Source organism: Pedobacter sp. WC2423 (genome assembly GCF_040822065.1).
Classification (GTDB): domain Bacteria; phylum Bacteroidota; class Bacteroidia; order Sphingobacteriales; family Sphingobacteriaceae; genus Pedobacter.
Map to the genome: position 1 here is coordinate 1,681,875 of NZ_CP162005.1, position 21,804 is coordinate 1,703,678.

General features: G+C 39.6%; 17 protein-coding genes. 3 read left to right on the plus strand and 14 right to left on the minus strand.

The genetic code is table 11. From position 1 onward, the window contains the following. Positions 1-3 precede the first annotated feature (3 nt). From AB3G38_RS06650 to AB3G38_RS06660, 3 genes are read right to left on the minus strand one after another with little or no spacing between them, the layout of a single operon-like run. Positions 4-1,062, minus strand: a complete 1,059-nt coding sequence (locus tag AB3G38_RS06650) for a glycosyltransferase family 2 protein (protein ID WP_367867710.1) — start codon at positions 1,060-1,062, stop codon at positions 4-6. 23 nt (positions 1,063-1,085) lie between these two features. Beyond that, positions 1,086-2,309, minus strand: coding sequence for a lanthionine synthetase C family protein (locus AB3G38_RS06655; protein ID WP_367867711.1), 1,224 nt, complete (start codon positions 2,307-2,309; stop codon positions 1,086-1,088). A 38-nt stretch (positions 2,310-2,347) separates the two neighbouring features. Beyond that, on the minus strand, positions 2,348-2,575 hold the full coding sequence (locus AB3G38_RS06660) for an HTH domain-containing protein (protein ID WP_367867712.1): 228 nt from the start codon (positions 2,573-2,575) through the stop codon (positions 2,348-2,350). 733 nt (positions 2,576-3,308) lie between these two features. Here AB3G38_RS06660 and AB3G38_RS06665 point away from each other — a divergent pair. Beyond that, complete coding sequence (locus AB3G38_RS06665; protein ID WP_367867713.1) at positions 3,309-3,452, plus strand: hypothetical protein; 144 nt, start codon at positions 3,309-3,311, stop codon at positions 3,450-3,452. Positions 3,453-3,525: 73 nt separating this feature from the next. On the opposite strand, the gene AB3G38_RS06670 is transcribed toward AB3G38_RS06665, so the two are convergent. The 5 genes from AB3G38_RS06670 to AB3G38_RS06690 all read right to left on the minus strand — a co-directional run bounded on the left by AB3G38_RS06670 (position 3,526) and on the right by AB3G38_RS06690 (position 7,004). Then, positions 3,526-4,368, minus strand: coding sequence for a GNAT family N-acetyltransferase (locus tag AB3G38_RS06670; protein ID WP_367867714.1), 843 nt, complete (start codon positions 4,366-4,368; stop codon positions 3,526-3,528). 97 nt (positions 4,369-4,465) lie between these two features. Beyond that, entirely contained in the window at positions 4,466-4,828 is a 363-nt protein-coding gene (locus AB3G38_RS06675) for a DUF6122 family protein (RefSeq protein ID WP_367867715.1), read from the minus strand. Continuing rightward, a complete protein-coding gene (locus AB3G38_RS06680; RefSeq protein WP_367867716.1) occupies positions 4,818-5,474 on the minus strand; it encodes a competence protein in 657 nt (218 codons plus the stop codon). Before AB3G38_RS06680 ends, AB3G38_RS06675 begins: the two co-directional genes overlap by 11 nt. Before the next feature lie 123 nt (positions 5,475-5,597). Continuing rightward, complete coding sequence (locus AB3G38_RS06685) at positions 5,598-6,164, minus strand: PAS domain-containing protein (RefSeq protein ID WP_367867717.1); 567 nt, start codon at positions 6,162-6,164, stop codon at positions 5,598-5,600. Positions 6,165-6,221: 57 nt separating this feature from the next. After that, positions 6,222-7,004 (minus strand): hypothetical protein, encoded by a 783-nt coding sequence (locus AB3G38_RS06690; protein ID WP_367867718.1) that lies wholly within the window; start codon positions 7,002-7,004, stop codon positions 6,222-6,224. Positions 7,005-7,113: 109 nt separating this feature from the next. Here AB3G38_RS06690 and AB3G38_RS06695 point away from each other — a divergent pair, with 109 nt between their 5' ends. Continuing rightward, entirely contained in the window at positions 7,114-7,554 is a 441-nt protein-coding gene (locus AB3G38_RS06695) for a lysozyme inhibitor LprI family protein (RefSeq protein WP_367867719.1), read from the plus strand. 139 nt (positions 7,555-7,693) lie between these two features. After that, on the plus strand, positions 7,694-8,230 hold the full coding sequence (locus AB3G38_RS06700; RefSeq protein ID WP_367867720.1) for a pyridoxamine 5'-phosphate oxidase family protein: 537 nt from the start codon (positions 7,694-7,696) through the stop codon (positions 8,228-8,230). 95 nt (positions 8,231-8,325) lie between these two features. Here AB3G38_RS06700 and AB3G38_RS06705 read toward each other — a convergent pair whose 3' ends face one another. The 6 genes from AB3G38_RS06705 to AB3G38_RS06730 form a co-directional block, all read right to left on the minus strand. Further along, positions 8,326-9,741 carry an ATP-binding protein gene (locus tag AB3G38_RS06705; protein ID WP_367867721.1) on the minus strand — a complete coding sequence of 472 codons (1,416 nt, stop codon included), beginning with the start codon at positions 9,739-9,741 and terminating at the stop codon, positions 8,326-8,328. Positions 9,742-9,806: 65 nt separating this feature from the next. Beyond that, on the minus strand, positions 9,807-10,070 hold the full coding sequence (locus AB3G38_RS06710) for a hypothetical protein (RefSeq protein WP_367867722.1): 264 nt from the start codon (positions 10,068-10,070) through the stop codon (positions 9,807-9,809). A gap of 29 nt (positions 10,071-10,099) precedes the next feature. Then, positions 10,100-10,585: an ankyrin repeat domain-containing protein gene (locus AB3G38_RS06715; protein WP_367867723.1), complete on the minus strand. Its 486-nt coding sequence runs from the start codon at positions 10,583-10,585 to the stop codon at positions 10,100-10,102. Then, on the minus strand, positions 10,586-13,993 hold the full coding sequence (locus tag AB3G38_RS06720) for a DUF4157 domain-containing protein (protein ID WP_367867724.1): 3,408 nt from the start codon (positions 13,991-13,993) through the stop codon (positions 10,586-10,588). A gap of 13 nt (positions 13,994-14,006) precedes the next feature. Further along, entirely contained in the window at positions 14,007-15,455 is a 1,449-nt protein-coding gene (locus tag AB3G38_RS06725) for a contractile injection system tape measure protein (protein ID WP_367867725.1), read from the minus strand. A 4-nt stretch (positions 15,456-15,459) separates the two neighbouring features. After that, positions 15,460-21,804: a hypothetical protein gene (locus AB3G38_RS06730; protein ID WP_367867726.1), complete on the minus strand. Its 6,345-nt coding sequence runs from the start codon at positions 21,802-21,804 to the stop codon at positions 15,460-15,462.

Below are 21,804 nucleotides of genomic sequence, written 5' to 3' on the forward strand. Positions count from 1 at the left end.
TAGTTAATTCATTTTTACAGTTAATCCTATTCCAAATCCATTGAGATTACGCTCATCCACGGCAGAAATAGTTGTATTATAAAATTTTTCCCGGTTCTCTAGTTCAGTACGCAACAACATAATATCATTGCGAAGATTTTGATCAGTAATCTTATAAAAATTCATTTGCTCACCAGAAATACTGCTTATAGAAGTTGAAGCGGACAGGTTGATTATCAAATGATCCAATCCTGAATACTGAGATCCATCTCCATTACTGGCCGGTCGCCATGTACCTTTTTCCCAGCTCTTCTCAAGATTAATCTTGTTGGTTATGGTGTCTGTAGTTTCCATAGTCCCCGGAACACATTCACTATCTATCACTGTTCCTCTTTCATATTTAGAATCTTTGTAGAGCAATAAGATTTCAGCTTTCCAAGGTTCTAAATAGGATACATAAATTTCCAAAAGCATCTTCCCAATATATTCTTTCGCAAATCGCTCATCATGTCCGTGATAAATGGCATCCAGATATCTGTAATCAGTAATGAAGTTATGACTGAGCCCATTTAAGAACAGATATTGATAGAGCTCAAGATCTTCAAATCCATATCCCTTAAAAGATTCATTATAACCCCTGAAACTATAGAAGTCGCTACTTCTTATACACAATCGTCCTATCACATCCCGCCTTTCAAAATTAGGAGTCAAAAATATCTTTTCCTGTTCTGAAAATTGTTGATTCACGAAGGCAGCGAAATCAGGGCCAATATAATTGTCTGCATCTACCCTGCATAAAATATCGCCGGTAGCCAGTTTAAACGACATATTTGCAGAATGGCTCCGGTTGAAAAAATCTGGCTCAGTTGTCCGGTAATATTTTAGTATTCCTGATTCCACATAAGAGGCCATTTCATCCATCACCCATTGTTGAAGTCCATCTGAAGAATTATAATCCAGCAGAATAAATTCTAAAGCCGGATATTTTTCATTGTCTTTAATGTTTTTTTCCAGGGTCAGTTTAACGTGGTGTAAACGGTCCATTGCTACTGTACAGAAGGAAATTTTATGATAATCAGGCATAAATAAGATACATTAATAATAAATCAGTTTTCTATATTTGTTAAGAATGCTCTGTCCCAGGGATATGCGATACCATCTCTGGAAGAAAGAAGACACAATAAGATGCCCGAAAGCCCTTGTAAGATATCAGCGCTGCCAAGTTTGATTTTTCCTGAACCCTGATCGTTCTGAACTTTAAAAAAACCAGTTTCGCTTACTTTAAAGTCGAGATCTTTACTGGAAATGCTCTCCCAGTATCTCATTTGCTTCTGAAATACAGGATCACCTGTTGCTTTAAATACGCGATTGTACATATGCATCGTTCCAAGATAACCATGACAGAGACCATGTTCATCCAGTAGTGCCATGTGTCCGGTTCTACCAAGAGTCATGCAGGCAATTTCCTTCCCCTTCTCTATCCAGGCTTTATTTCCACAATACTGACCCGCTTTTAGGATCGCGATTGCCACTCCCAAATCCCCATAGCACCAACCCAAACGACTTGGCTCTGGTTCCCCGATTCCATTTTTATTCGTTTTCACCCGGGCTGGAAAGCAATAATCATGACCGGTTACTTGTCTGCTGATTATAAAATTTATGGCACCATGAATTTTTTCAGCACATTCTTTTCTGTAGAAGTTTAATCTGTAACACTCCGAAAGAATAGAAATAATTCCAGGAATACCATGCGCCAGCCCTAGATTATAAATTTCAGGCGAATATTCCAATTGATTGCTTTGAACATTCATGTCATAAGTGCCCCAATAGAATTTGTCACCATCAACACAAATTGCAGCATCAAGCAGGTGCCTGATCATGTGTTTTGTGTTTTTTTGTGAGGGGTTGAAATGCAGCAGATAGGTTAAGATTCCACCTGCGCCACGCATTAAATCGAATTCATTAATGTTTAGATAGTGATCTGCAGAATTAACAATTAATCTGTCAAGTGATTTTAACCATGATTCAGGTATTGCATTTCGATAGTCGAGATGGCCTGCCGTCCTGATTGAATAGCATATTCCGGCCAAACCAAAAAATAGTGAATACTGCATCGGTTTGCTTTCTATATCGTCAAGATTATTCTGAATTAAAAATTTGATCTTTTCAGCAATATGTTTTTCCTGATCTGCAGAGGAGTGAAATGCATTATAATAAGAAAGCGCGACTATGGCTCCTGATCTGCCGTTAATAAAAGAATGATCCATATCTTTTACCTGTTGCATTAACTGCTGTTCAATCTTGTAAATAACTTTGTGATTATTTTTCATACTAGCGATGGCTGCTATCGGATGGCAAATCCATTTATTTATTCAAATTTTAAAATCAGTTTTTTGGAATCTGAATAGAAATAGGTTTTCAGACAATTGTTATAAGCGATCGGTGCACCCATCGCTTTGAGTTCTTTAATCTCCTTTAAAAGTTTGCTTCTGCTGATTCCTAATTTTTCAGAAAATTCAGCCGGAGTTCCAGTAGCCTTTCTGCTCACATAGTAATCAATAGTTACAAGTCTGTCGATGTACTTAACAATACTCATTCGGTAAATATTTGGTTTTGTTTTATTGTTAACAAATATTATAAATATTAATCATTTCAACAAATTTTTTGTTGAAATATGATATAAATAATTAATTAAATAATTTTTACTGAACTATTAATGATAATATAAAAACTAATATGATAATATAAAAATTAAGCTCTTCACTATAAGATGATTATATATTTTATAATAGAGGAAAACACGCAATAATTATATGCTAAAGCGTTTTTTAAAAAATATTAACGTGAGTTTAAACCAACATGTATAAACGAAAAATTATATCTTTTGTCATTAATAAAAATTAATTATTTTGTAATTGAATTTGATAATGTGGTACGGAAAACAGCAAATATTTATATATATGACGCTAACATTTTGATGGTTAATCTCAATAAATGGTCGTTATTTCAGGATAATATGGAGAGTCTGGCAATCGCTCAGAGGAGAATTATCAGCTCGCTGTTTTTATCTACCAGAACCGCCGTTGTTTTCTCCGTGTTTTCAACAGGCAGACTATCAATGCTCCTGCGATTAAAATACTGGATGATATATTTTCAGGAGATCCGACTCATTCTTTAGGAATTAGATATTCAGTGTATTGTGCAGCCCAGATTGCTTATTAAGACCCACTTCTGATAGCCATGCAAGATCAAATCATTCCCTGGCTATTGGGTTATCCATTTAATAATGTAAACGCAAAAATCTGTGATTGCTGGAAAGTAAAAGGTACATGCCCAACGCACAAATTATCCAGATCCATAACAGAGCACATGGAGCTGGATTTGGAGCTAACGGATTTGATTACCTGGAAGAATTTATGACCGATCCCTTCAAAAAACTAAAATCCAGAAGTAATAATGTTATCATTCTATAGGGTGTGAACTAAAATATTGTAAAACTTTCCCATTTAAATAAAACGAGTGTCTTATAAAGATTATTTTCATTTATTATACCAATCTGCTCATCTCGAACTGTGCCGTTTTTTCAAGAAGCCCTACACTTTTTAAGAATTCCAATGTGGAAACAGCCTGATGATCTACATTATAAACATATACTTCCTGCTGCTCAACAACCTCATTGATATAAGAAAACAGCTCATTACCAATTCCCTGACCCCGGTAAGCTGCGGCAACGGCAAACTGATTTATTTTTCTTGATACCGGATTAAATATGGCATAGCCCACCAATAAATCATTTATATAGGCTCCTGCCACGTGACAGTGTTCTTTAGTATTTTCCAGGCTTTGAACAGCATTTTGCCAGGAAGGAACCGTATCCCAAAAAGCAATAAATTCAGACCAGTTAAAGCTTTCAATTTCTTTCAACGTGGTGACCCGGTTGTGTTTTATAACAGAAAGCTTCCCTGAGTAGCAGTTCAGTTTTCGAACAACTGTGTACCCCATTTTCTCATACGCTTTTATGGCAGAATGGTTTCCTGTAATCACTTCCAGAACCATCTTTTTCACTTGTAGTTTTTTTAATTCAGGTAGTAAATGAGCATACATTTCACGCACCAATCCCTTCCCCCGGTAGTCTGGAATTACTCCTGTAGCAGCATTGTATACTATTAATCCCTGTTCGCTTTCCCGTAATCCATGGAGCATAATACCAACCATTTGACCTTCATCAAATACGCCTCTGGTTAATTCAAGTTTCACATCCTCTGCAACAATTTTAGATTTCAATTTTTCCAGATTTAACTGCATTGGTACGATATAATCTGAAAATGATAAATTAATAACCGACACCAATTTCTCCAGATCGATATTTTCTAAATTCCTTATTTCCATATTTATTAACGCCACATTGGTATATATTCGTCCAATATATAATTTTTACCTTTAACGCTAAAAACATATTAAATTAGTTACAAATTGCAGCATAAGTTTAATTAGCTAACTGCTTCATATACATTACAATTGAAGACCAGTGGCAATCCTGCCAATCTGTAAACATATGAAAGAGTAATCCAACTGCAATTATCCTGGTTTTAGGAAATAGCAATAGTATAAAATAAAATGCAATTGCATAATAAGAATGCAATGGATGGTAACCAATACTACATCTTCCCGGATCAAAAATTGGTGTAGCTAACAGATGATCTGCGTCTATGATCATAGTGCTGATCATGATGAGCCATGCCCGCTTCCACTGCTTTCTAAAAAACAAATATGCGATAGCTCCTGGCATTAAAAAGTGGAAACTATAATGAACAACGGGCTGTAATACCCTAATAAAATCAGCGGACATATTGCTCAATAAAAGATTTTCTGGTCATCATATGCAAATACGGATAATCTTCAGATAGCTGCCTGCGTTGCTTCAGCTGATAAATAAAATGCCCTCCCAGGTCAACAATGATTGGATTTTTGGCTTGATACCACACCCGGTGCGGATGTTTCCAGCAAAACGAATAATAGTAAGAAGTAAGCGGAAGCTTTCTCAGTTCCGGATGTTGAAAATTCAATACCCTCGGCCTGCCCTGAAGAAAATCAGACTTTCTTATCATTGACAGATGGGCGGTATTGCAGAAATCATAATCAGCAATTCTGGGATCATCTACATCCGGCAGACTTTTCAATACCCGGAAACCCTTAAACTTTTTCCCATTCAAAATCCAGATCAGCTTAGGATAAAAGGCCTCCCTGCTTTTTAATTCCTCCAGGCAAATAGGAGAATTCTGAAATTCAAGGGTAGTACCACAAGGAGTATGTACATCTGCACGGTGAAGCTCTCCTAATGTCACATCAGAAAAACTTACCTCCCTGAATCCCGGCGGAAAAGCTGCTTTCCAATTGCGATGCCACTCAGTTTCGCCATGATAATTCCTGAAAGCCTTCTCTGTTTTGATAGAAGACTCTATGTTGTCCATGAATATAGAAGAATCAGGTTCCATATGATAAACTGCATGAATCTGGTGGCAGCACACAAATCTATACTAATATTTTTAGTGAAGCAAGATATTGAAAAAATTGTCAGTTTATTGCTTTGTTTGAAGACCCGGCCATCAGCAGGATTTTTATTTATAAAGTTCTTTAATCACCTCATCAAGATCTGTTGCACTTTGAACGATCATCTTTGCGGCATCCTGCATATCATTAATCTCTGTACTCCCCTGAATTAATTTTCCCAAACCCATTAAATTTGCAACATGCCGTCTTACAGAGTGAGAGTGACTTATTTTTACCTGTTGGAGCTCACCAGTAATTTTCATCAGTTCTGTGATATCATGGCCAATACAATAAATACCCGCAGGCGCACCATTATCATCAAACATAGCCTTATACTCCCACCTTGTAATTATAAAGCCACCTCGTCCATCATACTTACGAATAGTTGCCGGAAACATTGAATCTGGATGCTTAAAAGCCATTTGCGAAACTATTTCACATGTTTCCTGGTCATCAGGATGCATCGTAATTGCGTAATGGCGGCCTACAAGATCTCCATGAACAGGCTTGAAAATATCTGCATAATGTTTATTTATATACACATAGTTAGAATTCATATCTACCGCTATAAGGTAGTAGGTTACTGAATGTCCCAGCAGAGTTTTAACAGCTTCAAATATTTGTGTTCCGGTCATAGAAATATTAATAAAAAACAGTTATTTACCTATGTTTTGATTTAATACACTAACATCTTACATCTTTCCTAATGAACTATTCTTGTTTTTCAAAGCGCTCATTACTATAAATACCAATATAATTGCTGAGATAATATAACAAGTAATCACTACAGATTGGCTGCCATTGGCATTATTATTTGATACTGAAATGGCCATTAGTGCCCAGATGCCAACTGAACCATATTCGCGAAGATTTCTATTTATAATCATGAATATATTAATGAGACCTGCTGCAACAAGCATAATAATTGTCCAGCTGACGTCAGAAATACCCCATCCATCCCAGTGAATTTTAGTCAAAAAAGCCGCTATATTAGCTATGATAGCAACAGATACCCATCCAGAATAGAGTGCAAAGGGCCAAAAGACAAAGAGGTACATTTTGAAGGGGTGAGCATCCAATTCCATACGTGTATTGATAATAATTTTCAATAACGAGAAGAGTAAAACAGCCATAATAAGGATCGATGCACCTGTATAGTCAGCTAACCATGAAACAACCCAAATAGAACTAGCAAGGCAGGAAATTACGAACCACCAACCAATTTTCAATAGTATGGAATCCTCATCCTTCTCTTTAGTAAGACTGCGCCAGGAATAAAATATAAAGCCCAGCAGACCGAGATAAATAAGTCCCCAGATTGAAAAAGCATAGCCTGCCGGTGTAAAATAATTGAAATATTTATCAGAAATAGCTTTCATGGTATTACCAGTCAGCATTCCGGTGTTAGCAACGTAACTCATCAAAACAGTGACAATTAAAGCAATGCTATTGGCTATAGTTAGTATTTTTTTCATAAATCTGTTTTATCAAAACTATTTAAAATTCTTTCAGATATACCATTTTAACTCATAGACCGTTCAGTGACTAAACTAAATTTAATTAACAGATCAAAAAACGACTTTTATGAAAACACAATCTGGCTTAAAAAATGCATCAACACATTTCAAATCTGCCATCATAACATTTTCTATTGCACTATGTTTGATTTTGATTCATCAGAATTCATATGCCCAGACTCAGACCACAATGAACTCAACCGCTGCCAGCAGTTATAAAAAAGCAGACAATGAGTTAAACACAATATATCAAAAGATATTGAAGGAATATGCTGCCAAAGCACAATTTATTAAGAATATCAAGGCAGCTCAATTGTTATGGATAAAACTAAGAAATGCTGACCTGGCTGCAAGATACCCGGAAATGGGAAAATATGGAAGTGCAGAAGCCATGTGCAGAGCTTCTTACCTGGAATCATTAACCAGAGATCGGATTAAAATTTTAAAAGTATGGCTTGATGGTATTCCTGAAGGAGATGTCTGCAATGGATCAGTAAAGAACCAATAATTCGTTCAGGTAAAACGGATTTATGTTGATATGTATTGTTTTTTTCATTTCCCCTATTTATCTCTAAAGCACGTGTAATTATTGTTAAATCAAAACAAATAACCGTATTAATTGTACTGTTCCCATAAAACATAAATTTATGGATAGCATTAATCAAAACCAAACTGAGAAGAATCACGAAAATCTGGATAGTACATCGGCTATTGAGAAAATCAGGGAATTAACAGAAATTGCTAAAACCTGTTTCCTATGTACACAACCTTCAGCTGGAGAATCTAATGGCACGCGCCCTATGAGCGTTCAGGAAGTAGATGAACAAGGTACAATCTGGTTTCTGGTTGCAAATGACAGTCATACTTACCAGGATATCGATGCCGATTCTAAAGTGAAATTATATTTTCAGGGGTCTGCACATTCTGACTTTTTGTTTCTGGAAGGAAATGCAATACTTTCAGCAGATAAAAACAGAATCAAAGAATTATGGAATCCTATCATGAAAACATGGTTTACTGAAGGTGAAGATGATCCGCGTATCGCGATTATCAGAATATCACCAGAAACAGGTTATTATTGGGATAACAAACATGGAAATGTAATTGCCGGAATTAAAATGGTAATCGGCGCAGCTGTAGGCAAAACGCTGGATGATTCTATTGAAGGTGGCCTTAAAGTATAATGAAGAGCCTTAAAGTATAATTAAAGACTTGTATAACCCTGCAATAATATTTGCAGGTGTTATACAAGTAATTACACAGCTCAATTTAAAATTCCCTACGCTATAAACGGCTTTCCTTCTTTCAACAATTCCTTTTTGATGCCGTACAAAACATCGCTCAGATAAATACGCTTTTCAGATTGAGCTCCCTGGTATCTCGCGATAGCTTTGATACTGGCATAATGTACAACGTTGACAATGCAACCGCCAGAAATAACGTGCCCTTTCACCAGTTCAGGAATATCAACAAGACCTTGCTCATCTTCACCATCTTTACAAAACTTTACGTCCTTTGGAAACGCTGAACGCCATATTTTTGCACGTTCATCGGCTTCAGGCAATGAAAACTTCAAAATTGCGTTGAACCTGCGGATAAAAGCATCATCGATATTATTCTTCATATTAGTAGCCAGGATCACCAATCCATTATAATCTTCAATCCGCTGCAATAAATAAGAAACCTCCTGATTGGCATATTTATCATGCGCATCCCGCACATTAGTCCGCTTTCCAAATAAAGCATCTGCTTCATCGAAAAACAGGATCCATCCTTTATCCTCCGCTCTGGCAAACAACAACTCCAGGTTTTTCTCAGTTTCGCCAATATACTTTGAAACGATCATAGACAGATCGATCTTGTAAACATCCTTCCCCACTTCTTTTCCTAATAAACCAGCTGTGAAAGTTTTTCCCGTACCAGACGGTCCATAAAGCAAAGCCCGGTAACCCTTTCTTAAACGATCACCCATTCCCCATTCCTGCACCAGCTGATCATGATACCTTAACCAGCTTTTCAGCTCATTAATCTGTTCTTTCAGCTCTTCATTAATGACCAGATCACCCCAATTAAGATCGGTGCGGATCAATTTTGCAGGAAAGTTCATACTGAACCTCGGCGGAACGGGCTGACCATACAGAAACGTATCCAGATATTCTGTAGATAAAATGATCTTTCCACTCATAGCCGGCTCACCATGCGCATGGTCATCCAGCCAGAGGATTTTATTCCGTTCAAACAAATGATCTGCCCAGAATAACTTCTGAATTTCCAGTCTTCTTTTAAAATCATCAGCTGCCAAAAGGAATACAGCAGTTTCCCCTGTAGGAATAAAACCCCGGTAATCTTTTCCTCTTACACCTCCTATCCGTTGAAAATCTCCGGAATTCCGAAGTTTAGAACCAATTATACGATCAAATAAATCAGCTTGTACGTGTGGAACCATGCCTAAAAGTAATAAAACAGCTTCATCCGGATTCAGCGTATGTTTTCTGATAAAATCCGATAAAGACGGAGACCATATATCCAGCTCGATAACCGGTTCTGCAATTGGAATAGCCTCATCTGAAGGAAACCAGGTCTCCAGACGATAGAGAATCAATTTTTCAAGATACCTGAATTCTTCCGGAGCATTCAGATCCGTAAAAGATTTGAAACCTGTTTTTTCTTCAGGCGCATAATTCTGACTCATCATAGGAATGGGTTTTATTTTAACTCCAAAAATGGATCTTAATTTCCGGATATTCATTGGCGAAGGAATTACATTTTAGCAGTCCCGGTCTGCGTCTTCTCCTGTTGCTCTTTTTCGGGTTCAGTACTTTCCATTGGTTTTCCCTGAATTTCTTTATCCTCAGCCATTCTTGCATCATTAGTACTCTGCTTCTCATCTTCAGCAGCAGTAGCCAGACGTTGTACTGCTGAGCCTTTAGCTTGCTGCTGCTCTGCAGAAAAAAATGGTTTCTGTTTCACCTCTTCATGCGCATGCGCATTTCGCTGGCGATAAATTCTTGTATGATAAGACATATTTTAAACGTTTAATTTGACACTCAAATTCAATTTTCAAATAACCTGATCAGTTCCTTTTTCGCTGTCGTTTTCGCCAGATCAACAGGGCTTACACCAGCTTTATTACGACATAAAGGATCGGCGCCGTGTTGTAATAACAACCTGGCCATGGCCGCATCGTGCTCATAAACAAAAACCGCTTCGATTAAAGGTGTATTCCCGCCACGGTCCTGCGAATCAACCCGCGCACCGGCAGCAAGTAAAGCCTCGGCTATCTTCACATTGTTTTTTAAAGCTGCTGCCTGAAGCGGTGTTACCCCTCTTTCTTCATCCCCCGCATTGAGATCACAGCCCAGCCTGATTAAAAAAGCCAAAACCTCAATTCTATCCAGCACAACCGCATTGATAAGTAAGCTCTTGCCATAAACCATCACTGTACATAAATCAATATTTTCAGCAAAAGCTTTTTTAAGGTTTTCCAGATCATTATTTCTGATCAGATCGTAATAGTCTGTTTCCATGTTATTTTCCATTTATTTTTTCTCTCCTGCATGACTTTGATTGGACATAGGATCTTCTGGCTGATAGTTTTTAGGATTGTTATATTCATCCAAAAACTGCTCATGCGTAATTTCCCCATTCGCCCTTCTTTTTACCAACTCTCTGTACTCATGTCCGTATTTATGGCCCATATCCCATTGCTCAGTTCTTGGTTTAGTTCTGTCCCACGTTAATTCTTTTTTAGTAAGCGGGTCAATAACTTTGCCATTCCCCTGTGCTTTAGCAGCTTCCCACACCTCATTCACTAAACCTTCTCTATATTTAGGCCGGTTTTCTATTAAATATTTGTAGATGCCATCCGCGGGAACAATCTCCCCATCGATCACCATTTGCTCAAACTTTTCGCGGGGAATACTTTGCGTTACCTCACCACCTTTGCCGCTACCTGAGTCATATTTTACTTTAACATATTTCTCATCCATCCCCACGACTTTTCCACGGGTCCTGCCACCTTTTCTTGGTAAAGTAATCTCATCCCCGACACTAATGCCTTTAACACTACCCGGATCTACTTTTCCTTTCAAATCTGCCAGTTCCTGCTCAATTGGTTTGAGCAAGTCCTTTTTCGCAGCTTCCGTTAAACTCGTATCGGCCTCAACTGCCGAGATTTTCTTATTGATCTCCGGCGTAATTTCCTCCTTATATTTGGCCCTGATGTCTGCACAAGGCGAAGCACAAACCTCACATTTTCCCTGTTCATTGATCCTGAGTTCCCTTTGCCCATCCATACTCGGAGAGGTTTCACCTTCTACAGCTTTGGGCTCAGTGGTTTTCCCACCCTCCCCGTCAGTTCCTTTACCACCTTCTCCATCCACAGGCTTAGGCTCCACAGGCTCTCCCGGTTTTGGCCCTTCACCAGATTTTACTGATGGTTCAGGCACAGAAGCACCTGGTTTGCCTTTAATCCGGCCAACAATTTCTGAAACCAGGCTGGAAAGAAAAGCAAAGAGCATTTCCAATACCAGTGCAATACCAATTCCGATCGCACTGCCCGCTATCTGTTTATAATCTCTTTCCTTGTCATTAGCGGTTTGTCTGGCCGTAAATAAATCCAGTAAAGCTTTCACAATCGTAATCCCTTCCGCCAGCAAGAAAGAAACCATTAAGCCCTCACCAAGCGCCCCTGCCATTGCTAATCCAGCAGCTGCTCCCGGCAAACCTCCCACGCCACCACCTACCGCTGCGCCTCCTACAAAGCCAATAACTACCAGTATAATAGTCACATAACCCATCAATAACATTAAAATATTATTGAGCCTTCTCCATAAAGCCAGCGGAAAGTCTAATAAGATCAGAAAATCAGACCAGATATCATGGAAGAAACCGAGCGGATCATCCAGAATATTTCTGGGCGCAAAAAGGCTTGCAGCCGCGTTCGTCCAGTCATCCGTCCATAACTCATAAAATTCATGCCCTATAGCCTTAATTGTAGCAGGAGGCCAGAACATATTCTTAATCGTCTGCCACAGCATATCCACCAGTTTGAGATCATTCCACTGCTGTGTGATACTTCTATCAATTCCTTTATCAATTTCCGTATACGTAGCCGTACTTCTCACAGGCTTTGCTGTAGCAGTGGTACCAGTAGGTGCTTTTTGAATCACTCCATTGCCTGTTGAATCCGCTCCCTTGGCCGGAACATTTTCCTTCAACTTTTGACGGGCCATCTCTTTAGCTTTTGGAGGAGCTTCAGCATTTAATTTGGCCGCCAGATTTTCAAGTATAGGTTTGATAAATGCTTCAGGATCTTTAGCCACCAATTTGACCAGATCATAAGCAGCTTTCAGCGACTTCATAATTTTAATGACCCCCTGAATAGCATAAGCCAATACTTTATTGACAAAACTCTTGATAGAGGCCAGGATCTTCTCAATATATGCAGTCAGCTTTTTCCAAAGTGCGGTCCAGAAATCACGGATCGTTATCCATAAAGAACGCAGTCCATTATAAATCTGTCTTGCTTTTTGCTGTAAAAAATCTGGCACATAACCAAATACACGACTGTTAATTACGGCGTCAATCTTGTTAAAGATTGAAGTGATAAACCCCGCTACAGGAGCCCAGATGGCAGCCCCCATCTTTAATACGGCTCTGGTCACTGAAGTAATCGCAGATAGGACTGCATTGGCACCCGAGGTCAGCAAGCTCCAGGCCGTCTGTAATACATCGCCATCCATATTAGCAAATGCAGCCTGGATTATACTTAACGGAGCCGTTATAAAGCCTAATACTCCGCTAAGAGCAGATTTTATGGCTTCAAACGGAGACTCGGCAAATTTCCTGATCTCGGCATATTTTTCCCCCAGCCATTCCATCCCTTCATTCACAAAACCAGCTATTTTATCATATACCCATTGAAAAGCATCAACAACTGTATCTTTAACCCATACTGCGCCATCTTTTACTTTTCCACCAGTCCATTTGGCTGCATCAACAGCCATATTCCCTGCGTTTTTTAAGCCGTCGATACTCGGATCAAACTGATAATCTGTGAAAGGAATATTAAAATTATACCAGCTGGCCTGAATATTCGGTGTAGCCTGATCTGTTTTTATCTCCGGTTCTTTTTCCTGATCCTTTTTCCGAACTGCGCTTCCTCCCTGCTGAACCGTATGTGTCAGCTCATGCGCCAGTAAATGTTTACCCGAAGCCGTTTCAGGATTATATTTTCCGCTATTGAAGTAAATATCATTGCCATGCGCAAAAGCCTGAGCATTTAAACCCTCATTCATTTGTACAGCGTTGCTGTTATCATGAATACGCACTGCTGAAAAATCGGCACCAAAAGAGTTCTCCATCTCCAGACGTGTCTGTTCTGGCAATGCCTTTCCACTGCCCTTAGAGGCTGACAAACTACCTTCAATCGCAGACATATCTGCTCCATGAGTGTTATCCTGCTCTTTCAGGTGCACGTGTTTTTCTTTTTCCTCACAAGCTGAACATTTCCTTTGCACTGCGCCCTTATCTTCCTGTGGTTCAGCATTACTCTCAAAAATAGGCTTGCGTCTAACCTCTTCTTTTACTGTCTTTTTCTCTTTTTTCTCCTCCTGCTCGCAAGCATCACATTTAGTTTGAACAAAAGGACTGATTCCATAAATCAGATCAGCTGGTCTGGTCTGTATCCCGGGAGCTTTAGTATCCTGACGATCTAAACGCTGCACTACTTTATCAGCCATCGTATCAGCCTCCTGCTCATACTTATCATTAGGCTGTCCGACAGTTAATTTGGCCTGTACAAAAAAAGAACTGTCATTTTGTTTATCGAAAAAAGCGGTTTCTGTGGCATTGTCATTCAGCAAACCAGTATCGGTCCCCTTGTTAAAGAAAGGAGAATCTGTTTTGGCAGACGTTGCCACCGACTTGGTTTCACTAGCTTTCATAAGCAATATTATACTACCGCCATTCCACGCGGATCAATTCATCCAGCCACGACAACTTAATTAAACTCAAGCTCCAGGGTAAATGATCCAGCAATACATCAATTGTATGCTTTTCCAGTAGAAGACTGATCTTTCCCTCCTTCAGGATAACTTTTCCACTGCGTTGTAAAAACCCCTCCCGAAGTCCTGTTATAGAAGTACTTTTTAAAATATCCCACGAAGCGATAGCTGCTTTTAGCATCCCATCAGCTTCTTTCCGTTCTTTGGCCGATACCCTAATGCTTTTTGCTACCGGCAAAGTGGCAGGATAACCACAGAGTATTTTGGGCACCAGCAATTCATATTCTTCAGCTTTGGTTTTTCCTGTAGCCACATAATGTAAAAGATAAATTGCTTTTTCCTGCGCTGCTCTTCCAATAAATTGCTGAGCAGCTAAAAGACCAATCCGTTTAAATAACGAACTCAAAAAAGGATGGATTAATACCAGTCCGGCATTGGACGTGAAAATACTTTCTTCCTCAACAACCTGCTTCCAGCTCTCATTTTCTACCCGTAAAATTTCACTATTAACCTTATCTTCAGGTAAAGACATTGCATGAAAAATATTCTTTGTGATAACTTCTCCCTCCTGTAAGCCATGATTAGAGACTGCACACAAACGCCCAATACTAACAACTGATTTATAATTGATTAAAACATCCATATCATGTTTTAATTCAACAATAAAACCAGCAAATGAGCGATCAGGTTTAACTGCTGACCTTAAAATCCGGAACACTATATTTTCATAAACTAAATTCGAAAGACCAGTTTGTGACTTTAAATTATTCGCTACCTCCAGCTTGTTGCGGGAAACAGACCAGCTGGATATTTTACGAAGGATGGTCAAAAGTCCTTCTTGTTTTTCGGCTGTTAATACTTCAACTAACCGGACTAAAAACAACCAATCGTGTTGTCTGATCATCCGGAGCACCAGTAACGTGTTACTTTCAATCTCGTCCCTGAGTTCAGCAATACTTTGGTAATCTGTTGCCAGTTCTTCCAGAACAGACGTCCACTGCTGGTTAGCCCGCACCATATGATTCCAGGGCAAATAACCATTGCTCATATAAAAAAGCCACTGCTTATAATAATTCCCAGCGATGGATCTTCTGATCAATGCCCCGTTCTGTTGCCCGGTTTCCTCAAGGAGGGTTGTGCTGAACTGCTTTCTGAAATGAGCCAGCAAATCAGCATGCCATAAACCATCCCTTATATCACCCACTGAAATCACACCCAGATCTATTTCAACCCGTTCCAGGCTAATTACTTCATCTTCACCAGCCAGCTTATTAAATTCATTTTCAAATACAGGCAACACAGACTCCCGGAACTGATCACTTACCTGCTGCTGCAAGAGAAAACTATCCAGTTGTTTATCCAGCCGGAGATCAATGATTTGTTTTTTTATAACATGCTGCATATCATCATACCATATTACTACCAGTAAATAAAGACTTGATATTCTCAATTGACAAATCAGGCAGATACTTTTTCATTTCCAGTGCATCCCAATGGTTATACACTGCTGCTAAATCTATCTTTGCTTTCCGCATCTTTTCAAAAGCAGTGCTCAATTTTTTAAAATCCCCGTCCTCGTTGAAACACAAATTATCCAGCATATACCCCACTGCATTTTCCAGCAGATGAAGTACCTGATGTTGATTAAGCGCAACGGCACCTTTCCCCAAAGGCTTTTGATTCCGGATGATTGTGGTTACTATCGTTTCAAATTTTTCAGCCGTCAGCTCTTTTTCGTCAAGGAAAATCAGCACATCGGGCAGCGTTACATTTTTCTTTAAATGCTCCCCAATATGACTCGCAGAACTCCGGTACATTGCAATGCGTTTGTTTTTAAAGGCTTCCTGCTCGTTTACATTTATCTTATTCTCCCTTTCCAATTTCACCTGTTCACAAGCTATAAATTCATAGCCATTGCACTGTACAGGGTTCCAGCAAAATGCTTTGTTTACCTGGTTAAGAAACCGGTTTTGATCTTCCTTAGTTGTCTTCACCTCTAAACACGGATGAGTTTGAGGCGCGGCAATCTCATCAGGAAGACAGCGCTCGCAATCATCCATACATTCATAATTTCTCCGGAATAAAAACTCAAGAAAATCACAGACTGAGAAGTCCGCAGCACAGGTTTTCTTTTCGGCAAGCCAGCGGTGCCAGTTCTTGTATTTACTTTCAAAGCAGCAGAAATCATGAGGAGCAAGCCAGAGTACACGTAATAGTACATGGGCAGGTGCCAGCCGGTATAATATATCCTCCATCAAAAGCCTGCTGTTAACCGCTCTGAAACGTGCAGGCCATGCCGGTAGTACCACTGTGGCAATAAATGAATAAGGATCGCTGCCAGGAACAAAACAGACATTACGTGCCTCACTACATGGATCATCATCAGTCACGACCCATTGATAATCACATTGCCGCTTAGATTCGCCGTAATAAAGATCGTCCCTGCATTCACAATCAGCAGCAGAACCAGGTCTTAACAAAATATGCTCCACGGCATGTAAACCCTCTGCGTTGGTCAGGTATTTTGTCCGTTCCACTGCGCTGCAAACCATTTGTACCGACTCATAACATTGCGGATTAAATGCGATACGCTCTCCGCTGATCACCCGTCTGTTTGCTGACAGTGAACCAGCAGTCTTTCTGTTGTTAAAATTCAGCGCAATACCAAAAGAATCAGGCGTACAGCCTAAAACAGGCTGATAATTTTCAAAACTGCCCAGTACTTCGCGTATATAGTCCAATACCTGCATTGCTTCCTCACAACTTGCAAAACAGCAGGATGACTTCCAGGCCAGCTCACAAACCGGCTCTGCTCCCTTGCCGTTACAGCCGCAAGGATCTTCTTCTTTTACTTCATCGGCACAGGCAGTGAAACCAGGAAATCTCAATTCTATATGATAACGATACACTCCGGTAGTCTCATTTTTAGTTCTCAGCACAGGGAAATAGCAAGCAAAAAGCTTCAGTGTTTCTTTCCACCGTTCCATTCCATAATCCTGTGTATAAGACTGAAGAATCAAGTTACCGGCACTGTCCAGCAAAAACAGCTCACCGCCTTTCTCCTGATAAAAACTATTTACATCCACTATAACGTCAATTAACCTCATCACCAACTCACAGCCCATCTGTCCCGTGATCGTTTGTCTGGCGAAAGGATTCCCTGCTTCATCAAGTAATAGCAGTTCTTTATCATCCGCTCTTAAAGCATACGACTGTTCCTGAACAAATTTGTTGAACTGCTCATAAATTTCATTTAACACTTCATTCCTTCTTTTTTGCGTAGGATAAACACAAGGATGAACAACCAGGTCCTCGCCACAACTCAGATAAAAAGTATAACAACAATCTTCTCTTTTTTGGTAATGATGAAAACCAAGCTCAGACTGAACCGCACAAATGAACTTTTCCAAACCCTCCTTACCCCAGGCATCAGCCTCACTGATAAATCTCGCATAACTCTCTGCCAGCACTTCACGCAGGAAAATTTTGTAAACAGGCTCCTGCTGTTTCGCGCAAGGATCACAATCCACATATAAATTGCCCGGATACTTCAATAAAGCGATAAAAAGCAGGAACTCCTTGCTGCATTCTTCCACGGTCTGGTAATATTTGAGACTATACCATTGTCCGGATTCTTTTCCACCTGTACCCGTTACAAAATAATAAACCTGCTGACGGGACTTTCCTGTTTTGCAGGGATCAGTTGCTGCCGGATCAGCAGTACCACAAAACAAATCATTAAACTGTTCAGAACCACATCCAACACGTTTAATAGGGTAAGATCTGATCAATTCGGACATTAATTGTACTATATCACCTTCTCCATGATTTTGAATTTCGATGCGCGTCGCTTCAGGAATAAAAACAAAAGCAGCCGGATCTTCTTGTAAACCGATCAGACGACCATAATTTTCCGGAACTGAAGCCAGCTCTAAAACGTAAAAATAGTTTTCTTCAAATGCCTGAAAGGCCATTTCTTTTGAAGTATAGGTCATTGTACTTTCAAACAGCACCATTTCCTCTCCACTAAGTTCACCCGAAGTGTAAAAATAATTATGCGCTTTTAGCTGATAACGATATAAACTGCTTCCTTTGCCAGCAACCTGATGAATTATATCCCCTCCTAAACACAATTGCAGATACCTCAAATTTTGCCGCAGCATTCTGGCGACTTTTCTTCTGCTCAGCTCTGCCTGATCCTTATCCGGATAATTTTCCCGATAAAAAGCCATCGCATGATCCTTATCCACCAGCCGGTATACATACCTCCCTGCACCATTAGATTCATCAATCTCCACAGCCCCTTTAAAAGCCTTAGGCTGATCATTTTTTTTCAGCAAGGCGATCGTCTTTTGCTCCTCAAATGCATTCCTGATTAATGCATGACTACTTAATGCAACATTTTGCGTGAGTTTAAGCCGCGGAATTTTACTGTTTTTCTTTACCGGTGCCAAAGCAATCTCCTCTTCTTCTTCTATTTGCAGTGAAGGGATGCCCTGATGAAAAGCTTTAGCGTGGTTCATAGCTTCCTCTGGCGATGAATATTCATCCGCACTGGTAAAAAGATAATCAGCCTCAGGCGCATAACCCAGGCGATAGTTGAACTTCCAGCCACTGGCAACGGCTTCAGTTTTCAAAGTAAATTCCCGTTCCCTGATCAGCCTGATAATTTGCTGTTGCGCTTCCCTTGCTTCGCTTTCAGTCAAAAAAGTTGAATCGCAACTGGCTTCAGTTTCGCCATTATAGACCAGGTTAAGTTTAAAATCAGTCTTTCCCGAAATCTGGTAATTATTTTCATTACCCGCAAGCGTCAGCACAAAATAACAATGCTGCCTTGCCTCCTTGCTATTTCCAAAATCTCTTTCAGGATAAAATTTAAAAGAATTGGCATTGTCCAGCAACTCATAAGTGAACTTGTCCGGCTTCCCGACAATCGTATTATTGATATCTATTTTAAATGATTTAACATCGATAAACTTCAGCTGCTCCGGATAGGTTTTATTGAATTGTAAAGTCCCGGTCCTGCTTTTCAGCTTGCTTCCGCTCAACCAGTTTTTAGCCTCATTAATTTTAGGAACCAATTGTTGTTCCGCTGCATGAGCTTCGGGTTCCGAAACGAAAGAAACCGAAAGTTCACTTAAAATATCACCTTTATAGTCAACCAAATACACATGATATCTATAGTTACTAATGAATATATCTTCTGATGCCGCTACACCGGAAAACATGCGGTTTAAATTAACGCTTACCGTTTCAGCCTCCTGCGGATTTTTATATTTAGTACTAAAAAACACGGTGTTCCGGTCATCATACCGTAACTGCACCCCATACATTTTCTCCTGATTGAGGTAGTGTACTTTTAGTCTCGAAGGATCTGACAAGGCAGTAAAGACACGATGTGCAATCTCTTCTGCTTCGGCTCTGGAATCAAATTTCTCCTGAAGGGCAAAATACGGCTGACCTGCAATTTTCAAGTTCACCACATATTGTTCATCATAGGTTGCAACCACGAAATTACACAGACTATGCAACTGCTTATTTTCAATTCCACTCAAAAACTTCGCCTCATTTTCAAAACCAGACAGATTAGCGTTGTTCCAGTTATTTTCAGCATAATCATAGGCTTTTCCACGGTTAGCGCTGATTTCATCATAGTTTACCAGGAAATTCTCTTTAGCCTTGATTGCAGCAGATGAAGCCTGCTGCCTGGACTGCTGACCATAAGAAAGCAAAGCGAGATCAGTGAACCGCTCTGCAAAACGAGCCAGCAGATGATCCAGAAAAGTATTCCTTCTTTCTGCGTACAAATCATCATCTTCCATTATATGCTGCAAGTAATCACTAGCAGATACCATATTCATTTCCAGATCAAAAGAAACCTCACCTATACTATTTGTAAAGATACGGTAATTCTGTTCAAACGTTCCAATATAAGTTACGGTGCTTAACTGCAATTTCGCATCTGCGATCGTTTTAAAGCTGGTATGACTAATTAATGCAAACTGATCAGATGAACCATAGAGGTAATAATAGAGTGCAGTACTGTCCTCATTTAAAAACCCACTGCGATAAGAACTTGTATAAAAATCGTCCTTAAGTTCACTGAGTGCAATTTGTAAACTCGTCAGAGAACTGAAAGTAAATGCAGCAAGAGCAGTTGGATTTACAGGCTTGGTCAGGTTTAAACTGATTAGCTTATCCAGTTCAATTTTAGGAACAAGATGCACCAGAATACTGCCCTGCTCACTTGTCGCATTGCTTTGCTCAGCCCCTGCAGCAAAACGAAGCAAATGGTTCAAACCCGGGATAGCTTCCAGCTGGTTCAAAAAATAAGTATGTTTTTGAGCCTGATCTGCGGGTGATGCCATCGCAAACAAAGACCTGATATTTTTCAGCTGCGATAAATAACCAGAAAGCAGCTGATCAAAAAACAAAAGGTACCCTTTGAGCTGCAATGCCTGCGCTTTCCTTAAATCAGAAGCCTCATCGGGTAAGCCACCTTCAGCAATGCCGTATACGTCTGGAAAGTCGTTTTGTAATAAAGAATATTCATCCAGATCACTATGATAAATACCTTTTGGAATATGCAGATCCAGGTATGGAGAAGGTGACTGATATAAAAACTTACCATTCGTATTCCAATCAATCTGAAATAATCCTTCGTATTTTTTGGTATCAAAAGTAAAAGGCAATCCATTTTTGGTAAACTGAAAACCAGAACAGTCCATAGAGAAATCCAGTACATGATTTTCAGGCAGTTTAAATTTCCAGTCAAAATTGGGCAATGCATCTTTACAATTTTTTAAGCCCAGTTTGTTTATTTTCTGTACCCCTTCTATCCCCAGGATCAGGCTATATACATCCGAAAGATGTATTTCCTTTTTTAGTTTAAGACCTGTTAATTCATCGGTATCAATAAAACCATGGCTTTCAGTTAGGTTATAAGGACGACCCGCAAAAATCTCATCAATTGGCTTATTTTTATCCAATAGCTGCTGCAAAGTGTAAAAAACTGGTGAAGGTGAAAAAAACGTCCTCAGTTGCTGCGCGATACTGAGGTAAACTTTTTCCGGGTCAGCGTCTGCATTGAGCTCTATATTTGCACAAACCCCAAGCTGAAACTTACAAAGCAGGTGGACACCGGCAAAATCTTCGCAGAAATTGCGATGTGCCATCAACCTCTCTTTTACTTTAGTATATAGGGAATCCAGATAGGTCTTTGCATCCAGATCGTTTTTAAAATCCCTTTCAATATTCTTTTCCGGCTCTATATAAACGTGATACAAGCCATTTAAGAACTCGTCACAGTCCGTATTACCTGCAACCCCATTGCTGTCAGTTCCACCGCGCTTACAAAAATCTTTTTGATCCGTCGCTACTGTAAGCCAGGCATTTCTTACCCCATCAATATCAATCAGCAATTTTCGATAGTCAATAATTGTCAGCGGGTTACAGCTTAAAATCTCCGCAGGACTGAAAAAATTGTTATCTTTTCCAACTGCTGCAGGATCAGGCGTAAAAATATCCGCTACAGGCAGATTAGTCCGGTAGCCCAGATCCAGAAGCGCATAACAAAGCACTTCCAGGATCGTTATTCCGGGATCATGTACATTATGATCCGTCCATATCTTTCCAGAAAGCTGACCCAGATAAGCGATACCTTCTGTTCTTAAGCGCTCAAAGTCCAGATACTCCGGAAAACCAGAATTATTCTTGCTGATTACTTTAATATTTTGTTCCGTGTTTGCCAT

What these genes read in the sequence shown, in the direction of transcription:
- AB3G38_RS06720 (WP_367867724.1), bottom strand. Translation starts at nt 13,993, where the DNA reads ATGAAAGCTAGTGAAACCAAGTCGGTGGCAACGTCTGCCAAAACAGAT.
- AB3G38_RS06675 (WP_367867715.1), bottom strand. Translation starts at nt 4,828, where the DNA reads ATGTCCGCTGATTTTATTAGGGTATTACAGCCCGTTGTTCATTATAGT.
- AB3G38_RS06715 (WP_367867723.1), bottom strand. Translation starts at nt 10,585, where the DNA reads ATGGAAAATAACATGGAAACAGACTATTACGATCTGATCAGAAATAAT.
- AB3G38_RS06705 (WP_367867721.1), bottom strand. Translation starts at nt 9,741, where the DNA reads ATGATGAGTCAGAATTATGCGCCTGAAGAAAAAACAGGTTTCAAATCT.
- AB3G38_RS06650 (WP_367867710.1), bottom strand. Translation starts at nt 1,062, where the DNA reads ATGCCTGATTATCATAAAATTTCCTTCTGTACAGTAGCAATGGACCGT.
- AB3G38_RS06660 (WP_367867712.1), bottom strand. Translation starts at nt 2,575, where the DNA reads ATGAGTATTGTTAAGTACATCGACAGACTTGTAACTATTGATTACTAT.
- AB3G38_RS06730 (WP_367867726.1), bottom strand. Translation starts at nt 21,804, where the DNA reads ATGGCAAACACGGAACAAAATATTAAAGTAATCAGCAAGAATAATTCT.
- AB3G38_RS06700 (WP_367867720.1), top strand. Translation starts at nt 7,694, where the DNA reads ATGGATAGCATTAATCAAAACCAAACTGAGAAGAATCACGAAAATCTG.
- AB3G38_RS06680 (WP_367867716.1), bottom strand. Translation starts at nt 5,474, where the DNA reads ATGGAACCTGATTCTTCTATATTCATGGACAACATAGAGTCTTCTATC.
- AB3G38_RS06690 (WP_367867718.1), bottom strand. Translation starts at nt 7,004, where the DNA reads ATGAAAAAAATACTAACTATAGCCAATAGCATTGCTTTAATTGTCACT.
- AB3G38_RS06670 (WP_367867714.1), bottom strand. Translation starts at nt 4,368, where the DNA reads ATGGAAATAAGGAATTTAGAAAATATCGATCTGGAGAAATTGGTGTCG.
- AB3G38_RS06725 (WP_367867725.1), bottom strand. Translation starts at nt 15,455, where the DNA reads ATGCAGCATGTTATAAAAAAACAAATCATTGATCTCCGGCTGGATAAA.
- AB3G38_RS06655 (WP_367867711.1), bottom strand. Translation starts at nt 2,309, where the DNA reads ATGAAAAATAATCACAAAGTTATTTACAAGATTGAACAGCAGTTAATG.
- AB3G38_RS06710 (WP_367867722.1), bottom strand. Translation starts at nt 10,070, where the DNA reads ATGTCTTATCATACAAGAATTTATCGCCAGCGAAATGCGCATGCGCAT.
- AB3G38_RS06695 (WP_367867719.1), top strand. Translation starts at nt 7,114, where the DNA reads ATGAAAACACAATCTGGCTTAAAAAATGCATCAACACATTTCAAATCT.
- AB3G38_RS06685 (WP_367867717.1), bottom strand. Translation starts at nt 6,164, where the DNA reads ATGACCGGAACACAAATATTTGAAGCTGTTAAAACTCTGCTGGGACAT.
- AB3G38_RS06665 (WP_367867713.1), top strand. Translation starts at nt 3,309, where the DNA reads ATGCCCAACGCACAAATTATCCAGATCCATAACAGAGCACATGGAGCT.